Genomic DNA, 17131 nt, shown 5'->3' with positions numbered 1-17131 from the left:
GTCCTCACAGATGGTGGGCGAAGGATTCGTACGGCGCGTCGGGCTCGCCGGTCGGTTCGAAATGGCCGATGTTCTCCAGCGACGTCCACCATTCGTCCCGCGGTTTCCACGCGGCCCGGACCCGCATGCCCATCCGGACGTCGGCGGCGTCGCAGCCGAGGACGAGGTGCAGGAACGCGATGTCCGCGCCGTCGAGCAGGATGTACGCGGCCACGTACGGCGGTTTGATCTTCTGGCCGAGGAACGGCACGTTCACGATGCAGAACGTCGTGACGATGCCGGTGTCGGGCAGTTCGACCTCGTCGGTGGTCGGGACGCCGTCGGTCGGGCAGGCGCCGCGTGGCGGGATGTAGACCTTCTCGCAGGACGGGCAGCGCTGGCCGATCAGCTTTCCCTCGGCGAGCCCGCGCAGGTACCGGCTTTCCTCCGGCGACGCGGAATGCTCGTAACGCAGGTGGATCGGCGTGATCACCACGCTGACCGGCGCGCCCTCTTCGCGTTTCGCCACCGGAGGAGGCGCTTCGGTGGCTTCGGTGTCGTCCCCGTCGGCGGGGACGAAGTAGGCGATGTCGCGGATGTGGCCGACGGTCTCGTCCGCCCAGCGGATCCGGACCCGCTGTCCGGTGTGGACATTCGACGGAGAACCGGCGTCGACCGCGTGCAGGATCGAGGTGTCGGCGCCGTCGAGCCGGATCAACGCCCACGCGAACGGCCGCGACAACGGCTGGCCGTCGACGGGTTCGGCGATCCAGGACCAGGAGACGATCTCGCCCTCGGAGGCCACGGGAACGAACTCGGACAAGGCTTCGGCGGTCACGGGGTCGTATTCCAGCGGGGGTACGTGGACGCGGCCGTCGCTGCCCCGGACGCCTTCGACGCGGCGCTCGCGCAGGGCGTTGACGAACCGGCCGAGTACCGGGCCGACCGAACGCGTGTAGTCGAAGCCCACGTTGAGCGGGGCCGACAGCGGGAGTTCAGGTGCGCTCACATCCTGAGTGAAACACGTTCTCGATTTATGGGCAAGATCGGCCATCTGGGCTTCGCCGACGGTTGCTCTTGAGTGGAACGCGTTCTAGATTTGCCCGTATGTCGACTGCCACCGGGACACTTGGGGTCTGGAACATCGCCGCGCGGGAGCCGGAGCGGGTCGCACTCGTCGATCCGGACGGCCGCTCGATCGGCTATGGGGACCTCGCCGCGAAAGCGAACGCGTACGCCCGCGGGCTGCAGGCCCTCGGGCTCGAGGCCGGGGACGTGGTCGTCGTCCTGCAGCCCAACGGCGACGAACTCGTGGCGGCCTACTTCGCCGCCATCCAGTCCGGTCTGTACATCGTGGTGGTCAACTGGCATCTGGTCGGGCCCGAGGTCGCCTACATCCTGTCCGACAGTGGCGCCAAGGCCTTCCTCGCGCACGAACGGTTCGCCGACGTCGCGATCGCCGCCGCAGACGAGGCCGGGATCCCGGAACGCGGACGGTTCGCCGTCGGCGACGTCGAGGGCTTCCGCCGGATCGAAGAGCTCGGCTCCGGCGAGGGCGACGGACGTCCGGAGCGGCGCACGGCGGGCTCGCCGATGCTCTACACGTCAGGCACCACGGGGCGGCCCAAGGGGGTCCGGCGGCCGCTCACCGGCGCCGACCCCGACTCCGTCCCCGGCGCGTCGACGTGGTTCTTCGGGATCTTCGGGCTGGCGCCGCACGACGACCATGTGCACCTGTGCGGGTCGCCGCTCTATCACACGGCGGTGCTCAACTTCGTCGCGATTTCCCTGCAGCTGGGCCATACCGCGGTGCTGATGGACCGCTGGGACGCCGAGGACATGCTGCGGCTGATCGAGCGGCACCGCGTCACGCACAGCCACATGGTCCCGACGCAGTTCCGCCGCCTGCTCGCCCTGCCGGACGACGTCCGCGCGGCCTACGACCTGAGTTCGCTGCGCGTGATGATCCACGGCGCCGCGCCGTGCCCGCTGGAGGTCAAACGCCGGATGCTCGACTGGTGGGGCCCGGTCGTCACCGAGTATTACGCGGCCACCGAAGGCGGTGGGACGGCGATCTCGGGGGAGGAGTGGCTGAAGAAACCGGGTTCGGTCGGGCTGCCGTGGCCGGGCTCGACGATCAAGATCCTCGACGACGAGGGCACGGAGCTGCCCGCCGGCGAGACCGGCACGGTGTACATGAAGATGGGCGACTCGAAGTTCGAGTACCACAAGGACCGGGCCAAGACGGACAAAGCGCGGGTCGGGGACCTGTTCACCCTCGGCGACGTCGGGCATCTCGACGAGGACGGTTACCTCTTCCTGCACGACCGCAAGGCGGATCTGATCATCTCGGGCGGGGTCAACATCTACCCGGCGGAGATCGAGGGCGAGCTCGTCATGCATCCGAAGATCGCCGACGTCGCGGTGTTCGGTGTCCCGCACGAGGACTGGGGTGAGGCGATCAAGGCCGTCGTCCAGCCCGCGGACGACGTCGAACCCTCCGAGGAGCTGACCGCGGAGATCCTCGAGTACGCGGCTTCGCGCCTCGCGAAGTTCAAGCTCCCGCGTTCCGTCGACTACTTGCCCGAACTCCCGCGCGACCCGAACGGGAAGCTCTACAAGCGCAAGCTCCGCGACCCGTACTGGGAAGGCCACCCCGTCCCCTGACGCGTTTCGTCCTCTGAATGCGGTAGTTCGCTGTCGAATCACCGCATTCAGAGGACGAAACGCGGGGAGTCAGCGGCCCCGGAAGACGGGCTTGCGCTTCTCGGCGAAGGCGCGCGGGCCTTCCTTCGCGTCTTCGCTCGCGAAGACCTCGATGCCGTACTGGGCGTCGAGTTTGAAGGCCTCCTCCTCGTGCATGCCCTCGGTGTCGCGCAGGGTTTTGAGGATCGCGCGGACCGCCAGCGGACCGTTCGCGGAAATGAGGCCCGCGAGTTCGAGCGCCTTGTCCAGGGCCTTCCCGTCGGGGACGACGTGGCCGATCAGGCCGATCTCCAGCGCCTCGGCCGCGGTGATGTGGCGTCCGGTCAGCAGCAGGTCCGCGGCGACGGTGTACGGGATCTGGCGGGGGAGCCGTACGGCCGAACCGCCCATCGGGAACAGGCTCCACCGCGCCTCCGACACCCCGAACCTCGCGCTCTCGCCCGCGACGCGGATGTCCGTACCCTGCAGGATCTCCGTGCCGCCGGCGATCGCGGCGCCTTCCACGGCCGCGATCAACGGCTTCGTCAGCCGACGGCCCTTGAGCAGGCCCTCGATCCTGCTCGGGTCGAACGTGCCCTTCTCGAACGAGTCGGACGGCGAGTTCTTCGACATCGACTTCAGGTCCGCGCCCGCGCAGAACGCGCCACCCGCTCCGGTGAGCACGCAGCACCGGACGTCGTCGTCCTCGTCGACCCGGTTCCACGCCTCGACCATGATCCCGAGCATCTCGCCGCTGAGCGCGTTCCGGGCCTCCGGCCGGTTCATCGTGACCACGAGGGTGTGTCCGATCTTTTCCACCAGCGCGTGCGGTTCGCCCACCAGAACCTCCGTCGGAGTAGCCACCATTGCCCAGAACGATAACATGTTCTACTTTGAGGGCGTGGCACTCAACATCGCGGATCTACTCGAGCACGCCGTCGACGCCGTGCCGGAGCGCATCGCGGTCGTCTGCGGCGATCGGCGGGTCACCTTCGCCGAACTGGAAGAGCGCGCCAACCGGCTGGCGCACCATCTCGCCGCACACGGCGTGGGACCCGGATCCCACATCGGTGTCTATTCCCGGAACTCGATCGAGGCCCTGGAATCGATGATCGCCGCGTACAAGCTGCGCGGGATCGCGGTCAACGTCAACTACCGGTACGTCCACGGCGAACTGCGGTACCTGTTCGACAACGCCGACCTCGTGGCGCTGGTCCACGAACGCGGCTATTCGGACAAGGTGGCCGCCGTCCTGCCGGAGACGCCGAAACTGAAACACGTTGTCGTCGTCGATGACGGAAGCGACGGCGACTACTCGTCCTACGGCGGCGTGGACTACGAAGCCGCGCTCGCCGAAGGCTCGCCCGAGCGGGACTTCGCCGAGCGCAGCGCCGACGACATCTACATCCTCTACACCGGCGGCACCACCGGCTATCCCAAGGGCGTCCTGTGGCGCCACGAGGACATCTGGCGGGCGCTCGGCGGCGGAATCAACTTCGTCACCGGCGAGTACGTCCCGGACGAGTGGACGCTCGCCGAACAGGGCAAGTCGGGCAGCCTGGTCCGGCTCCCGGCCGCGCCGCTGATCCACGGCGCCGCGCAGTGGGCCGCGTTCGGCGCGCTGTTCACCGGCAGCCCGGTCGTGTTCGTCCCGCGGTTCGACGCGCACGAGGTCTGGAAAGCCGTGCAGGACAACAAGGTCCAGGTGCTCACCATCGTCGGCGACGCGATGGCGCGGCCGCTGATCGACGCCTATCGCGAGGGAGACTACGACGCGTCGTCGATCGTGGCGGTGTCGAGTCACGCCGCCCTGTTCTCTCAGTCGGTGAAGCAGGAATTCCTGTCGCTGCTCCCGCATGTGGTGATCACCGACGCGATCGGCTCGTCCGAAAGCGGCTTCACCGGCATCGGCATGGTCAGCAAGGACAGCGATCATTCCGCCGGCCCCCGGGTCAACTTCGGCAAGGACGCGATCCTGGTGGACGACGACGGCGCGCTCGTCGAACCGAAACCGGGCGCGATCGGGCTGATCGCCCGGCGCGGGCACGTCCCGCTCGGGTACTACAAGGATCCCGCGAAGACCGAGAAGATCTTCGTCGAGATCGACGGCAAGCGGTACGTCGTCCCGGGTGACTACGCGCGCTACGAGGAAGACCTCACGGTGACCCTGCTCGGCCGGGGGTCGCAGTGCGTGAACACCGGCGGCGAGAAGGTGTACCCGGAAGAGGTCGAGGGCGCGCTCAAATCGCATCCGGACGTCTTCGACGCGCTCGTCATCGGCATCCCCGACGACCGGCTCGGCCAGCGGGTGGCCGCGGTGATCCAGCCGCGCTCCGGTAAGGAGCTCGATTTCGCCGCGCTCGAAGCGCACGTACGGACCGAGATCGCCGGGTACAAGGTGCCGCGCAGTCTCTGGCTCGCGGAGGAGATCGGGCGGTCGCCCAGCGGCAAGCCGGACTATCCCTGGGCGCAGCGCTACGCCTCCGAGCACGAGCCCATCAGCATCCAACCGGCGTAAGGAGCACCATGCGGACGTCTCTGTGCGACCGGCTCGGGATCGACCTGCCGATCGTCGGGTTCACCCCGTCCGAGCACGTGGCCGCGGCGATCAGCCGGGCGGGTGGTCTCGGCGTGCTGGGCTGTGTGCGGTTCAACGACGCGGCCGAGCTCGACGCCGTCCTGTCCTGGATGGACGAGAACACCGGCGGGAAGCCGTACGGCGTCGACATCGTGATGCCTGCCAAGATCCCGGCCGAAGGGACGTCGATCGATCTCGCGAAACACATCCCGCAGGGGCATCGCGACTTCGTGGAGCGGACGCTGCGCGATCTCGCGGTGCCGCCGCTGCCGGACGACACCGACGAACGCGCGGGTGTGCTGGGCTGGCTGCATTCGGTCGCCCGGTCCCATGTCGAGGTCGCGCTGAAACACCCCATCCGGTTGATCGCCAACGCCTTGGGGTCACCGCCGGTGGACGTCATCGAGCAGTGTCACGCGAAGGGCGTGCCGGTCGCGGCCTTGGCCGGCAAGGCCGAACACGCCGTCCGGCACGTCGACAACGGCGTCGACATCGTTGTGGCGCAAGGCTACGAGGCGGGCGGGCACACCGGCGAGATCGCGTCGATGGTCCTGCTGCCCGAGGTGGTGGACGCCGTCGGCGACCGCGTCCCGGTGCTCGCCGCCGGCGGGATCGGCTCGGGCAGGCAGGTCGCGGCCGCGCTCGCGCTGGGCGCGTCCGGGGTGTGGATGGGCTCCTTCTGGCTCGCCACCGAGGAATACCTCCAGACCATGGGGGAATCCGAGGCGATGCAGCGCGCGCTGGTCGCGGCGGGGTCGTCCGACACCGTCCGGACGCGGATCTACACCGGCAAACCGGCGCGGCTGCTCAAGACGCGGTGGACCGAGGCGTGGGCCGCGCCCGACGCGCCCGAACCGCTGCCGATGCCGTTGCAGAACCTGCTGGTCTCCCACGCGCACAACCGGATCCACCACGCGGCGGATCCGAGCGTGGTCTCGATGCCGGTGGGGCAGATCGTCGGGCGGATGGACCGGGTGCGCCCGGTCGCCGACGTGATCGCGGAACTCGTGTCGGGGTACGAAGTGACACTGTCGCGTTTGGACAAGACCCGCTGAGGTTTGCCGTGAAGGCCTCCTTCCCTACCTCCAGAGTAGGGAAGGAGGCCTTCACTACTGCGTCGGTGAGGTGAGGTGAGGCCCAGAAGGGCCCGTAAACGAGAAGGTCCCCTTCACCACGCCATTGTGGTGAAGGGGACCTTCAGGGCATGCCGTGCGAGAGGCTAGAGACCGGCGGCCGCGTTCTTGATCGCGGTCGCGAAGGTGCTCACCTCGGTGTAGACGCCGGGAGCGTGCGCCCGCGCGCAGCCTTCGCCCCAGCTGACGATGCCGACCTGGATCCAGGCGCCGGCGCTGTCGCGACGGAACATCGGGCCGCCCGAGTCACCCTGGCAGGTGTCGACGCCGCCGGAGTTGACGTTGCCCGCGCAGATCTCGGCGCTGTCGATCAGGTCGGCGTAGCTGCCGCCCTGCGCCTTGCAGGTCGAGTCGGAGACGAACGGGACGGAGGCCTTGAGCAGGTAACGCTGCTGCGCGCCGCCCTCGGTCGCGGCACCCCAGCCCGCGACGGTGAACGTGCCGCTGTTGTAGGCGGTCGTGGTGGCGATCGGCAGCGTCGGGATGCCGCTGACCGGGCTGGCGAGCTTGATCAGGGCCCAGTCACCACCGGTGGAGGTGGGGTAGGTCGGCGACCGGTACACGTAGGTCGACTTGACCTTCTTGGCCGCCGTGCTCTGCAGGTCCACCACGCCGAGGGTGGCGGTGATCCCCGTGTTGGCCCCGGTCCGCGACACGCAGTGCGCGGCCGTCAGCACGATCTGCGGGGTGTAGAGCGCACCGCCACACCCCATGGAAAGCCTTACCATCCAAGGGAATTCGCCCTGAGCGGCGCGAGTCCCACCGACCACGTCGGTCGACGGCGGCTGCGCGGCGGCGGCTTGCGGAGCCGTGGCGAGACCCGCCAGGGTTCCGGCCGCCGCGACGGCGATCAGGGTCTTTTTGAGCAGGCTGAACCGACGCTTGATGTTCAAGGGTTCATTCCTTCCGGCTGTCCACAGTGGAGGCAGGGAGACTGACTGCGGCCACCTGACTACAGCAGGTGCGCATACGCCGGGACAACCGACTTTCTTCGGATCTTTGCGTCGATGATGGTGATTAACGGACGTACCGGCCTGGCCGCCGACGAATGGCGTAGGCCGGAGCGCCCAACGCCGCTACTCCCGGACCGGCGAGCGCCGGAACCGCCGGAAGGCTGAACGCTTCGTCACACCTGCCCGATCCGCCGAACGAGGTGCCCTTTCGTCCACGAGTGTGAGCGTGGCATGAACACTTCGTTCGGGTCAGTACAGGCAGGGGGAAACGGGCCTAGGATCTGGATCGTGAAAGCGCGTTCGCCCAGACTTCATCCGCCCGCAGACGGCCCGGTTCGGGACGGAATTCCCGAGCACGGCCGCATTCCCCGCTATTACGCGGTCAAAGTCGATCTGCTCGACGTGATCTCCGAATTAGGGCAAGGATCGGTACTTCCCACGGAAAGGGAACTATCCGAACGTTTCGAGGTTTCCCGTGCGACAGTCCGCCAGGCCGTCGGTGAACTCGTGCTGGAGGGGCGGCTGAGCAGGCGGCAGGGGAGCGGCACGTACGTCGCGGGCCCCAAGCTCGTCCAGTCGCTCGCTCTGGTGAGTTACACGGAAGGACTCAGGAGGCAGGGCATTCAGCCGGGCCGGAATTTGATCTCTTTGGAACGCCGGGAGGCGGGTCCGTCGCTGGCTTCGGAACTGGAAATCGATCCGGAAGACGACGTCATCCACATCGAACGGGTCCTGCTCGCCGACGATGAGCGCGTCGGGCTGGAATCGACCTATCTCACCGCCGCGCGATTCCCGACGCTCATGGATGTGTTCGATCCCACACAATCGCTCTACGCCTGTTTGCGGGAACGGCTGGGCGTGGTCTTCGACGGCGCGGAGGAGCGGGTCGAGACCGTGCTCGCCACGCCGCGAGAGGCCCTGCTGATCGGGACGAATCCGGCGCTGCCGATGCTGCTGATGCACCGGACGTCGTGGGGGACCGACGGCGTCCCGTTCGAACGCGTCCGTTCGCTGTTCCGCGGCGACCGGCTCTCCTTCGAAACCCGACTGGGCCGCGTGGAGTAGCCACCTGCCGCAGTCAGTCCTCTGAACGCGATGTTTGCGGATTCAACGACCGCATCCAGAGGACGAAACGCGAAGTAATGTAACGCGAAGATAACAGGTCTGGTCCACATTTCGGAGGCACTTCACCTGGGGTTAGGGCCAGGGTCACGGAGCGTTGGTGCGCGCGGACGAGCGTCTGCGGTGTGCGAATCCTCATCATCGGCGGCGGAGTGCTCGGCACCCAGCACGCCTGGCAGGCCGTCGAACGCGGCCACGACGTCGTCCAGATCGAACGGGAACCCGAGGCCAGGGGCGCGTCCGTGCGCAACTTCGGTCTGGTCTGGGTCGGTGGCCGCGCCGGCGGGCCCGAACTGGAGACGGCCGCCCGGGCTCGCGTGCTGTGGGAGCGCATCGGGGAACGCGTCGAAGGGATCGGCTTCCGGCCGAACGGCTCACTCACCGTCGTCCGCACCGAGGCCGAACTCGCCGTCGCCGAGGCCGCGGCCGCGAGCGCGGAGGACCGCGGCTTCAAGCTGCTCGACGCCGCCGAGGCCCGCGAGCTGAACCCCGCTCTGCGCGGCGACTTCCTCGGCGCGCTCTGGTGCGACCGCGACGCCGCCGTCGAACCGCGAGTCGCCCAGCCCGCACTGCGCGCCGAACTGGCGAAATCCGGCCGCTACACCTGGGTGCCCGGCCGCGAGATCCGCGACCTGACCGCCCGCGGTGTCGTCGACGACACGGGTGAGACTCACGAGGGCGACGTCGTGGTGCTGTGCACCGGCGCCTGGACGGGCGGTCTGGTCAAGGAGCTCGCCGGGACGACGCCGGTCCGGCGCGTGCGGCTGCAGATGGCCCAGACCGAGCCGCTCGGGGAAACCCTCACCACCACGGTCGCCGACGCGGACAGCTTCCGGTATTACCCGGCGTATCGCGGCGAGGCGCTCGACGGCCTCAACGCGGACCAGCCGCAGGGTGAGATCGCCGCGGCCGGCAAGATGCAGTTGCTCATGGTCCAGCGCCTCGACGGCTCGCTGACCATCGGCGACACCCACGAGTACGACGAGCCGTTCTCCTTCGACACCACCGAAGCCCCGTACGACCACCTCGCCGAGGTCGCCGGAGCGCTGCTCGGACGTCCGCTCCCGCGTATCACCCGCCGCTGGGCCGGCGTCTACGCGCAGACCACCGACACCTCCCGGATCGTGCACCGCGCCCGCGTCGCGGACAACGCGTGGCTCGTCACCGGTCCGGGCGGCCGCGGCATGACCTGTTCCCCCGCCATCGCCGAAGACACCGCCGAGGAGCTTTCATGGTGAACACCGAACTGGTCGTCCTGGACATGGCCGGGACCACCGTCGCCGACGACGGACTGGTGATCCGCGCCTTCACCGCCGCGATCGCCGCCGCCGGAGTGTCCGAAGAGGACAGCCACTTTCCCGGCATGCTCGACTACGTCGTCGAAACCATGGGACAGTCCAAGATCGTCGTCTTCCGTGCGCTGCTGGACGGAGACGAAGAACTCGCCCAGCGCGCGAACACCGCCTTCCAGGACGCCTACGAGAAGCTCGTCGCCGACGGCCACTGCGAACCGATCCCCGGCGCCGAGGAAACGATCCAGGAACTGCGCGCCCACGGCGTGAAGGTCGCGCTCACCACCGGCTTCGCGCCGGAGACGCAGAACGCGATCCTGGACGCGCTGGGCTGGCACGGCCTCGCCGACGCCGTGCTGGCGCCGGGCGAGGGGGTGCGCGGACGGCCGTTCCCCGATCTCGTCCTCGCCGCCGCGCTGCGGCTCGAAATCACCGACGTCCGCCGGATCGCCGTCGCCGGTGACACCCCTTCGGACGTCCAGACCGGGCTGCGGTCCGGCGCCTCGCTCGTCGCCGGCGTGCTCACCGGATCGGCGAAGAAGCCGGAACTCGAAGCCGCCGGCGCCACCCACGTCCTCGAATCCGTCCGCGACCTCCCCGCCCTGCTGTCCCCAAAGGAGCTTTGACGCCATGAAGAAACTCGCGGCCACCGCCCTCGCCGGGCTGCTCGCCCTCACCCTGGGCGCCTGCGGCGGAACCGCCGGCGGCGCGTCCGGCGACCAGACCGTCACGCTGTACACAGTGGACGGTCTCGAAGACTGGTACGCCCAGCGGATCGAGGAGTTCAAGGCCAAGACCGGGATCACCGTCCAGGCGGTCACCGCCGGCTCGGGCGAGGTCGCCTCGCGGGTGGAGAAGGAGAAAGCCAACACCCAGGCCGACATCCTGGTCACGCTCCCGCCGTTCATCCAGCGGGCGGCGTCGCAGGGGCTGCTCGCCACCACGGCGCCCGCCGGGATCGACCAGGTACCCGCCGGGCAGAAGGACGGCCAGGGCCGCTACTTCGCCATCATGAACAACTACCTCAGCTTCATCCGCAACCCGCAGACCTCGCCCAAGACCTGGGACGACCTGCTCTCACCGTCGCTCAAGGGAAAGCTCCAGTATTCGACCCCCGGCGAGGCGGGCGACGGCACCGCGGTCCTGCTGCAGCTCCAGCACGTCCTCGGCGACCAGGGCGCGCTCGATTACCTCGCGAAGCTCGAAGCCAACAACGTCGGCCCGTCGTCCTCGACCGGCAAGCTGCAGCCGAAGGTGGCCAAGGCCGAGATCCTGGTGGCCAACGGCGACGTCCAGATGAACCTCGCCGAGATCGAGAAGAGCGGCGGTTTCGAGGTCTTCTTCCCGGCCGACGCGCAGGGCAAGCGCTCCACCTTCGCCCTCCCGTACTACGCGGGCCTGGTGAACAACGCGCCGCACGCCGAAAACGCCAAGAAGTTCCTGGACTTCCTGCTCTCGCCCGAGGTGCAGGGCAAGGCGGTCGACGCCTTCGGTGCCCCGTCGCGGACCGACGTCACACCGTCCGGCCCGCGCGCGGACAAGGTGAAGGCCGCCCTCGCCGGAGTCGAGATCTGGCAGCCGGACTGGGACGCCGTCCTCGCGAAGCTCGACGCCGACCTCGCCGCGTACAAGAAGGCCGTGGGCCGATGACCCCGGCGGTCGAGTTCCGCGGGGTGTCCGTCCGCTTCGGCCGGACGACCGCCCTCTCGCCACTGGACCTCACGGTGGCGAGAGGGGAGACGCTGGCGATGCTCGGGCCGTCCGGCTCCGGCAAGTCGACGGCCCTGAAGGCGCTCGCGGGTTTCGTCGTACCGAGCACCGGCCGGGTGCTGCTCGACGGCGAGGACGTCACCGACCTGCCGCCACACCGGCGCGGCCTCGGTGTGGTCGTGCAGAGTTACGCGCTGTTCCCGCACATGCGGGTCGAGGCCAACGTCGCTTTCGGCCTCAAGGCACGGAAAACGCCGCGCGGTGAGACGGCGAGCCGGGTGGCCGAGGCACTGGAGCTCGTCGGGATGGGCCAGTACGCCCGTCGCTTCCCGCGTGAGCTCTCGGGCGGGCAGCAGCAGCGGGTCGCGCTCGCGCGGGCGCTGGCGGTCCGGCCACGGGTGCTGCTGCTCGACGAACCACTGTCCGCTTTGGACGCCGCTCTGCGCGAGGACATGGTCGCGGAACTGCTGCGGCTGCGGGCCGAACTGCCCGACACCACGCTGATCTACGTCACCCACGATCAGGGCGAGGCGTTGGCGCTGGCCGACCGGATCGCCGTCATGCGCGACTCGAAACTGGTCGAACTCGGGCCCAGCCGCGAGCTGTACCAGCGTCCTTCGACGGAGTTCACCGCGAGCTTCCTCGGCGCGTCCAACCTCATCCCGGTCGAGCTGATCCACCCCGGCGGCACCAGGGTCCGCCTCGGCGGCCGCGAGCTGGCGGCCGACCCCTCCGGGACGTTCCGCGCGGGTCAGCCCGTCGCGCTCGGCGTCCGGCCGCACCGGGTCGGGATCACCGCGGTGGACACACCCGGCGCGCTGCCCGCGGTCCTGCGGGGCGTCCAGTGGCGCGGCACGGGCTTCCGCCTCGACCTCGAACTCGCGCACGACGGGAACGAGGTCCGGGCCGAAGTGCCGGACATCGCTGGACTTCCGAGTGTCGGGGAGCGGGTCGGAGTGTCCATTCCGGACGGTTGCCCGCTGGTGGGTGTCGGATGACCGGCCTGGCACTGGCCGCGACGGCGGCACCGGCGCGGCGGCGGGAGAAACAGCCCGGACGCGGCTGGCTCCTGCTGCCGCCGGTACTCGTCCTGCTCGGCTTCTTCGGCTACCCGCTGGTGCTGGTCGTTCTCCAGTCCCTGGAGTCGAAGACCGGCGAAGTCGGGCTGTCGGTGTGGCTCGACGTCCTGGGCTCGGCGGAATTCCGGGACGCCGCCTGGAAGACCGTCGCGCTCGCGCTCGGCGCCACCGCGGGGTGCGTGGTGCTGGGGACGTTCCTCGCGCTGGTGATCGCGTTCGTCCCGTTTCCCGGCGCGCGGACGCTTTCGCGGCTGGTGGACACCGTGCTCGCGTTCCCGTCGTTCCTGATCGCGCTCGCGTTCACCTTCATCTACGGCAGCGCCGGAATCCTGGGCGCGGGCGGGTTCCTGTACTCGCCGTTCGGGATCCTGCTCGCGGAGATCACCTTCTACACGCCGTTCGTGATGCGGCCGGCGCTCGCCGCGTTCGGCCAGGTCTCCTCGGCGCAGATGGAGGTCGCGGCCAGCCTCGGCGCGAAACCCGGCCGCGTCCTGCGCCAGGTGATCCTGCCGGAAGCCTTGCCGTCACTGGCTTCCGGCGCCTGCCTGACCATGCTGCTGGCGATGAACGAGTTCGGCATCGTGCTGTTCCTCGGCGCCAAGGACGTCACCACGCTGCCGATGCTGGTCTACGGCAAGGGGATCGTCACGTTCGACTTCCCGCAGGCGTGCGTCATCGCGGTGGTCAACGTCGTGTTCTCCCTTGCCCTGTACGGAATCTACCGGCGACTGACGAAGGGAGGCCGCCGTGCTGCTGTGGACCAGGCGTAGCCGCGTCCTGCTGTGGGTGGTGTTCGCGGTGCTGTTCACCGCGATCGTGCTGGCGCCGCTGCTGATGATCGTGCTGGCTTCGGTCGCCGGGAGCTGGACGGGGGTGCTGCCGGGCGCGCTCACCGGCTCGCATTTCGCGCAGGCGTTGTCCGGGGAGACGTTCGCGAGTCTCTCGGTGAGCATCCAGACCGGTGTCATCGCGTCGCTGGTGTCGGTCCTGCTGGGGACCTGGGCCGCGCTGGCGTCGCAGTCCGCGCCTTCGAAGCTGCGGAAGGCCGTCGACACCCTGTTCCACCTGCCGATCGCGGTGCCGTCGGTGGTGCTGGGCCTGGCGTTGCTGGTCGCGTTCAGCCGTCCGCCGCTCGCCTTCAACGGCACGCGCTGGATCGTGCTGCTGGGGCACGTGATGATTCTGCTTCCGTTCTCCTACAGCACGGTTTCCGCCGCGATCGCGCGGATGGACCCGTTGCTGGCACAGGCGGCCGCGAGCCTCGGCGCCTCGCCGGTCCGCGTGCTGCTGCGGGTGCGGTTGCCGGTCCTGCTGCCGTCGATCTCGGCGTCGGCGAGCCTCGCGCTGGCGATGTCGATGGGCGAACTGGGCGCGACGATGATGCTGTACCCACCGGATTGGCGCACGCTGCCCGCGAGCATCTTCGCGCTCACCGACCGGGGTCAGGTGTTCCTGGCGTCGGCGAGCACCGTGCTGCTGCTGGCCGTCACGCTCGCCGGAGTGGTGCTCCTCGGGCTGGCCCGCGGCCGCGCCGCCCAGCGGTGATGCAACCGTCCGCGAGGTTCATTCCGTCCTGAAGCCATGATGAACGCAGCGAAGACGCTGGGCGCGGGGCTCGTGCTCGCCGCGACGGCGGCCTGCGGCGCGGGCGGCCCCGGAGCACCGGCGAACACGAGCACCCCTCCGGTCGTCACCACACCTTCGGATCTGCCCACCTCGCTCCCGGCGAGCCCGCCGGTGGCGAAACCGCCGATCTCACGGCCGACCGTCGGCCCGCCGCCCTCGGACAAGATGCTGCCGCCGTCGCAGGTCGACGCCAAGGTGCCCGCGCAGGTCAGCGCCGAGAACGGCGGCCTGAACGTGTACCTCGAGCTGAGCGGCTGCGACGAGGCGAAGGCGGATCTCGCCGAGCAGAACGCGCAGCGGGTCGTGGTCAAGATGAAGATCGACCACGGGAAGCCGGGGCAGATGTGCCCGCAGGTGATCCGTTACGCCGTCCTGCCGGTGAAACTCGCCGAGCCGCTCGGGCCGCGGACCGTCGTCCTGGAAGCGGGTTGAGATCATGTGCAACCCCACGGCGGCTTCGTTCCGTCCCAGTCGCATGAGGTACTTAACGAATGTCATCGGCCTTGGCCTGATCGTCGTTGCGGTATCCGCTTGCGGGGCGCAGAACCAGGCAGCGGAGCCCGCGGCCGGACCCGGGAGCGGCACCCTGAGTACCGTGCCGCCGTCGCCGACCGGACCGTCGAGCGCGCCGTCTTCGTCGCCGACACCCGCGCCGGGGAGCCAGCCGGGTGTGCCGGGCGCGCCGCGCCAGGAGGTTCCGGAAGGCAGCACCAAGCTGCCGGACAAGCAGCTCGACGCGTCGGCACTGCCCGCGGACTACCCGCGTGAGGTGTACACCAGCAACGGCGGGACGATCCTGAACATCCGCGGCCAGGAAGGCGGCTGCGGGCACGCGACGGCGGAGGCCGCGCAGCAGGACGGGACCAGGGTCACCGTCAACCTGACCGAACTCAAGGGCCAGACCGGCCAGATGTGCACGATGGACATCCGGCACCCGGTGATCTCGGTGGCGCTTTCGGCGCCGCTGGGGGAGCGGACCGTGGTCCTGAAGCAGATGCGCTGACGCCAGGACGTGCCGTGAAGGCCTCCTTCCCTACCCTGAAGGTAGTGAAGGAGGCCTTCACGGACATCAGCGGAAGCTGATCTGCAGCACCGGTTCCGAGGTGGCCTCGAAGAAGTCGTTGCCCTTGTCGTCGATGACGATGAACGCGGGGAAGTCCTCGACCTCGATCTTCCAGACCGCTTCCATCCCCAGCTCGGCGTACTCGAGGACGTCGACCTTCTTGATGCAGTCCTGCGCGAGCCGCGCGGCCGGGCCGCCGATCGAGCCGAGGTAGAAGCCGCCGTGCTCGTTGCACGCCGCGGTCACCTTCTTGGACCGGTTGCCCTTCGCCAGCATCACCAGCGAGCCGCCCGCGGCCTGGAACTGCTCGACGTAGGAGTCCATGCGGCCCGCGGTGGTCGGCCCGAAGGAACCCGACGCGTAGCCCTCGGGCGTCTTCGCCGGGCCCGCGTAGTACACGGGGTGGTCGCGAAGGTACTGAGGCATCTCTTCGCCCGCGTCGAGCCGCTCGGCGATCTTCGCGTGCGCGATGTCGCGGGCGACGACGAGCGGGCCGGTCAGCGACAGGCGGGTCTTCACCGGCAGCTGCGAGAGCTGGGCGCGGATCTCGGCCATCGGCCGGTTGAGGTCGACGGTCACCACTTCGTCGGACAGGTCGTCCTCGGTGACGTCCGGCAGGAACTGCGCCGGATCGCGCTCCAGCTGCTCCAGGAACACGCCGTCCGCGGTGATCTTCGCCTTCGCCTGGCGGTCGGCCGAGCACGACACGGCGACACCGACCGGGCACGACGCGCCGTGGCGCGGCAGGCGGATCACGCGGACGTCGTGGCAGAAGTACTTGCCGCCGAACTGTGCGCCGATGCCGAACTGGCGCGTCATCTCCAGCACCTGCTGTTCGAGGTCGACGTCGCGGAAACCATGGCCCAGCTCGGAACCCTCGGTGGGCAGGTCGTCGAGATAGCGCGCGGAGGCCAGCTTCGCGACCTTCAGGTTGAACTCCGCCGACGTGCCGCCGACGACGATCGCGAGGTGATACGGCGGGCAGGCCGCGGTGCCGAGGCTGCGCAGCTTCTCGTCGAGGAACTTCGCGAGCCGCTTCGGGTTCAGGACGGCTTTCGTTTCCTGATAAAGGAACGTCTTGTTCGCGCTGCCGCCGCCCTTGGCCATGAACAGGAATTCATAGCTCGGGTCGCCCGCACCGTCTTTGTGATAGAGCTCGATCTGCGCGGGCAAGTTGGTGCCCGTATTGCGCTCGTCCCAGAAATTCACCGGCGCCATCTGCGAATAGCGCAGATTCAACTCCTGATAGGCGTCGAAAATACCGCGGGACAGCGCGCGCTCGTCTTCGGCGCCGGTGAGCACGCCTTCGCCGCGTTTGCCGATCACGATCGCGGTGCCGGTGTCCTGGCACATCGGGAGGACGCCGCCGGCGGAGATCGCCGCGTTGCGCAGCAGGTCCATCGCGACGAACCGGTCGTTGCCGCTGGCCTCCGGGTCGTCGACGATCGCGCGCAGCTGCGCCAGGTGTGACGAGCGCAACAGGTGCTGGATGTCGGTGATCGCGGTCTTGGCGAGCTTGGTCAGCGCCTCGGGCTCGACCTTGAGGAACTTCCGGCCCGCGGCTTCGACGACCTCGACACCTTCGGTGCCGATCAGCCGGTACTCGGTGTGGGTGTCCTTCGCGAGCGGAAGGACTTCGGTGTACTGGAACGTGGTGGGCGCCACTGCGCGGGCTCCTTTGCCGGCATCGGGAACCCGCTCACGGTACCCAAGCCCGAGGCCCGCTCATGAGAGGCCACGGCGGAAGTAACCGGGGCCACTGCCGGTGGGCGCCGGCGCCGGTGGGTCGTGAGTGGCGATTCGGGTTAGAACCCCATGTCTGAGTTCAGGACATGTCGGACAGTTGATGTTTCAGGACCTCACGGACACTGACCGGCCTGTCGGCGTGGTGACCAGGGCTTGTGTGGTGAT

16 protein-coding genes are annotated in these 17131 nt (G+C 68.9%); 12 read left to right on the top strand and 4 right to left on the bottom strand.

Going from position 1 to position 17131, the window contains the following annotated elements; all coding sequences use genetic code 11:
* Positions 1-4: 4 nt before the first annotated feature.
* On the bottom strand, positions 5-1033 hold the full coding sequence (locus tag ACIRGA_RS07635) for a Zn-ribbon domain-containing OB-fold protein (protein WP_400937799.1): 1029 nt from the start codon (positions 1031-1033) through the stop codon (positions 5-7).
* Between the two features lie 53 nt (positions 1034-1086).
* Between ACIRGA_RS07635 and ACIRGA_RS07630 the strand changes: the two genes are divergently transcribed.
* Positions 1087-2646, top strand: a complete 1560-nt coding sequence (locus ACIRGA_RS07630; protein WP_400937796.1) for an acyl-CoA synthetase — start codon at positions 1087-1089, stop codon at positions 2644-2646.
* A gap of 69 nt (positions 2647-2715) precedes the next feature.
* On the opposite strand, the gene ACIRGA_RS07625 is transcribed toward ACIRGA_RS07630, so the two are convergent.
* Positions 2716-3504 (bottom strand): crotonase/enoyl-CoA hydratase family protein, encoded by a 789-nt coding sequence (locus ACIRGA_RS07625; RefSeq protein WP_400937795.1) that lies wholly within the window; start codon positions 3502-3504, stop codon positions 2716-2718.
* 61 nt (positions 3505-3565) lie between these two features.
* Here ACIRGA_RS07625 and ACIRGA_RS07620 point away from each other — a divergent pair, with 61 nt between their 5' ends.
* Together ACIRGA_RS07620 and ACIRGA_RS07615 are read left to right on the top strand one after the other, a co-directional pair.
* Positions 3566-5182 carry an acyl-CoA synthetase gene (locus ACIRGA_RS07620; RefSeq protein WP_400937793.1) on the top strand — a complete coding sequence of 539 codons (1617 nt, stop codon included), beginning with the start codon at positions 3566-3568 and terminating at the stop codon, positions 5180-5182.
* Positions 5183-5190: 8 nt separating this feature from the next.
* A complete protein-coding gene (locus tag ACIRGA_RS07615) occupies positions 5191-6297 on the top strand; it encodes an NAD(P)H-dependent flavin oxidoreductase (protein WP_400937790.1) in 1107 nt (368 codons plus the stop codon).
* 164 nt (positions 6298-6461) lie between these two features.
* On the opposite strand, the gene ACIRGA_RS07610 is transcribed toward ACIRGA_RS07615, so the two are convergent.
* Positions 6462-7268, bottom strand: coding sequence for a S1 family peptidase (locus ACIRGA_RS07610; protein WP_400937788.1), 807 nt, complete (start codon positions 7266-7268; stop codon positions 6462-6464).
* Between the two features lie 348 nt (positions 7269-7616).
* On the opposite strand from ACIRGA_RS07610, the gene ACIRGA_RS07605 reads away from it, so the two are divergent.
* From ACIRGA_RS07605 to ACIRGA_RS07565, 9 genes are all read left to right on the top strand, one after another.
* On the top strand, positions 7617-8393 hold the full coding sequence (locus ACIRGA_RS07605; RefSeq protein ID WP_400937786.1) for a GntR family transcriptional regulator: 777 nt from the start codon (positions 7617-7619) through the stop codon (positions 8391-8393).
* 182 nt (positions 8394-8575) lie between these two features.
* Entirely contained in the window at positions 8576-9688 is a 1113-nt protein-coding gene (locus ACIRGA_RS07600; protein ID WP_400937784.1) for a TIGR03364 family FAD-dependent oxidoreductase, read from the top strand.
* Positions 9682-10368, top strand: coding sequence for a phosphonatase-like hydrolase (locus ACIRGA_RS07595; RefSeq protein WP_400937782.1), 687 nt, complete (start codon positions 9682-9684; stop codon positions 10366-10368). The genes ACIRGA_RS07600 and ACIRGA_RS07595 overlap by 7 nt, the downstream gene beginning before the upstream one ends.
* A 4-nt stretch (positions 10369-10372) precedes the next feature.
* A complete protein-coding gene (locus ACIRGA_RS07590; RefSeq protein ID WP_400937781.1) occupies positions 10373-11392 on the top strand; it encodes a 2-aminoethylphosphonate ABC transporter substrate-binding protein in 1020 nt (339 codons plus the stop codon).
* On the top strand, positions 11389-12450 hold the full coding sequence (locus tag ACIRGA_RS07585) for an ABC transporter ATP-binding protein (protein WP_400937778.1): 1062 nt from the start codon (positions 11389-11391) through the stop codon (positions 12448-12450). Before ACIRGA_RS07590 ends, ACIRGA_RS07585 begins: the two co-directional genes overlap by 4 nt.
* Positions 12447-13301 (top strand): 2-aminoethylphosphonate ABC transporter permease subunit, encoded by an 855-nt coding sequence (locus ACIRGA_RS07580; RefSeq protein WP_400937776.1) that lies wholly within the window; start codon positions 12447-12449, stop codon positions 13299-13301. Before ACIRGA_RS07585 ends, ACIRGA_RS07580 begins: the two co-directional genes overlap by 4 nt.
* Positions 13279-14076, top strand: coding sequence for an ABC transporter permease (locus ACIRGA_RS07575; protein WP_400937774.1), 798 nt, complete (start codon positions 13279-13281; stop codon positions 14074-14076). Before ACIRGA_RS07580 ends, ACIRGA_RS07575 begins: the two co-directional genes overlap by 23 nt.
* Before the next feature lie 36 nt (positions 14077-14112).
* Entirely contained in the window at positions 14113-14589 is a 477-nt protein-coding gene (locus tag ACIRGA_RS07570) for a hypothetical protein (RefSeq protein ID WP_400937771.1), read from the top strand.
* A 163-nt stretch (positions 14590-14752) separates the two neighbouring features.
* Positions 14753-15160, top strand: coding sequence for a hypothetical protein (locus ACIRGA_RS07565; RefSeq protein WP_400937768.1), 408 nt, complete (start codon positions 14753-14755; stop codon positions 15158-15160).
* 66 nt (positions 15161-15226) lie between these two features.
* On the opposite strand, the gene ACIRGA_RS07560 is transcribed toward ACIRGA_RS07565, so the two are convergent.
* Positions 15227-16885 carry a fumarate hydratase gene (locus ACIRGA_RS07560; protein ID WP_400937766.1) on the bottom strand — a complete coding sequence of 553 codons (1659 nt, stop codon included), beginning with the start codon at positions 16883-16885 and terminating at the stop codon, positions 15227-15229.
* Positions 16886-17131 lie beyond the last annotated feature (246 nt).

Source organism: Amycolatopsis sp. NPDC102389, assembly GCF_044765885.1.
GTDB lineage: Bacteria > Actinomycetota > Actinomycetes > Mycobacteriales > Pseudonocardiaceae > Amycolatopsis.
Note: the sequence above shows the minus strand (reverse complement) of the source record. Positions and strands in the feature narration are given on the sequence as shown.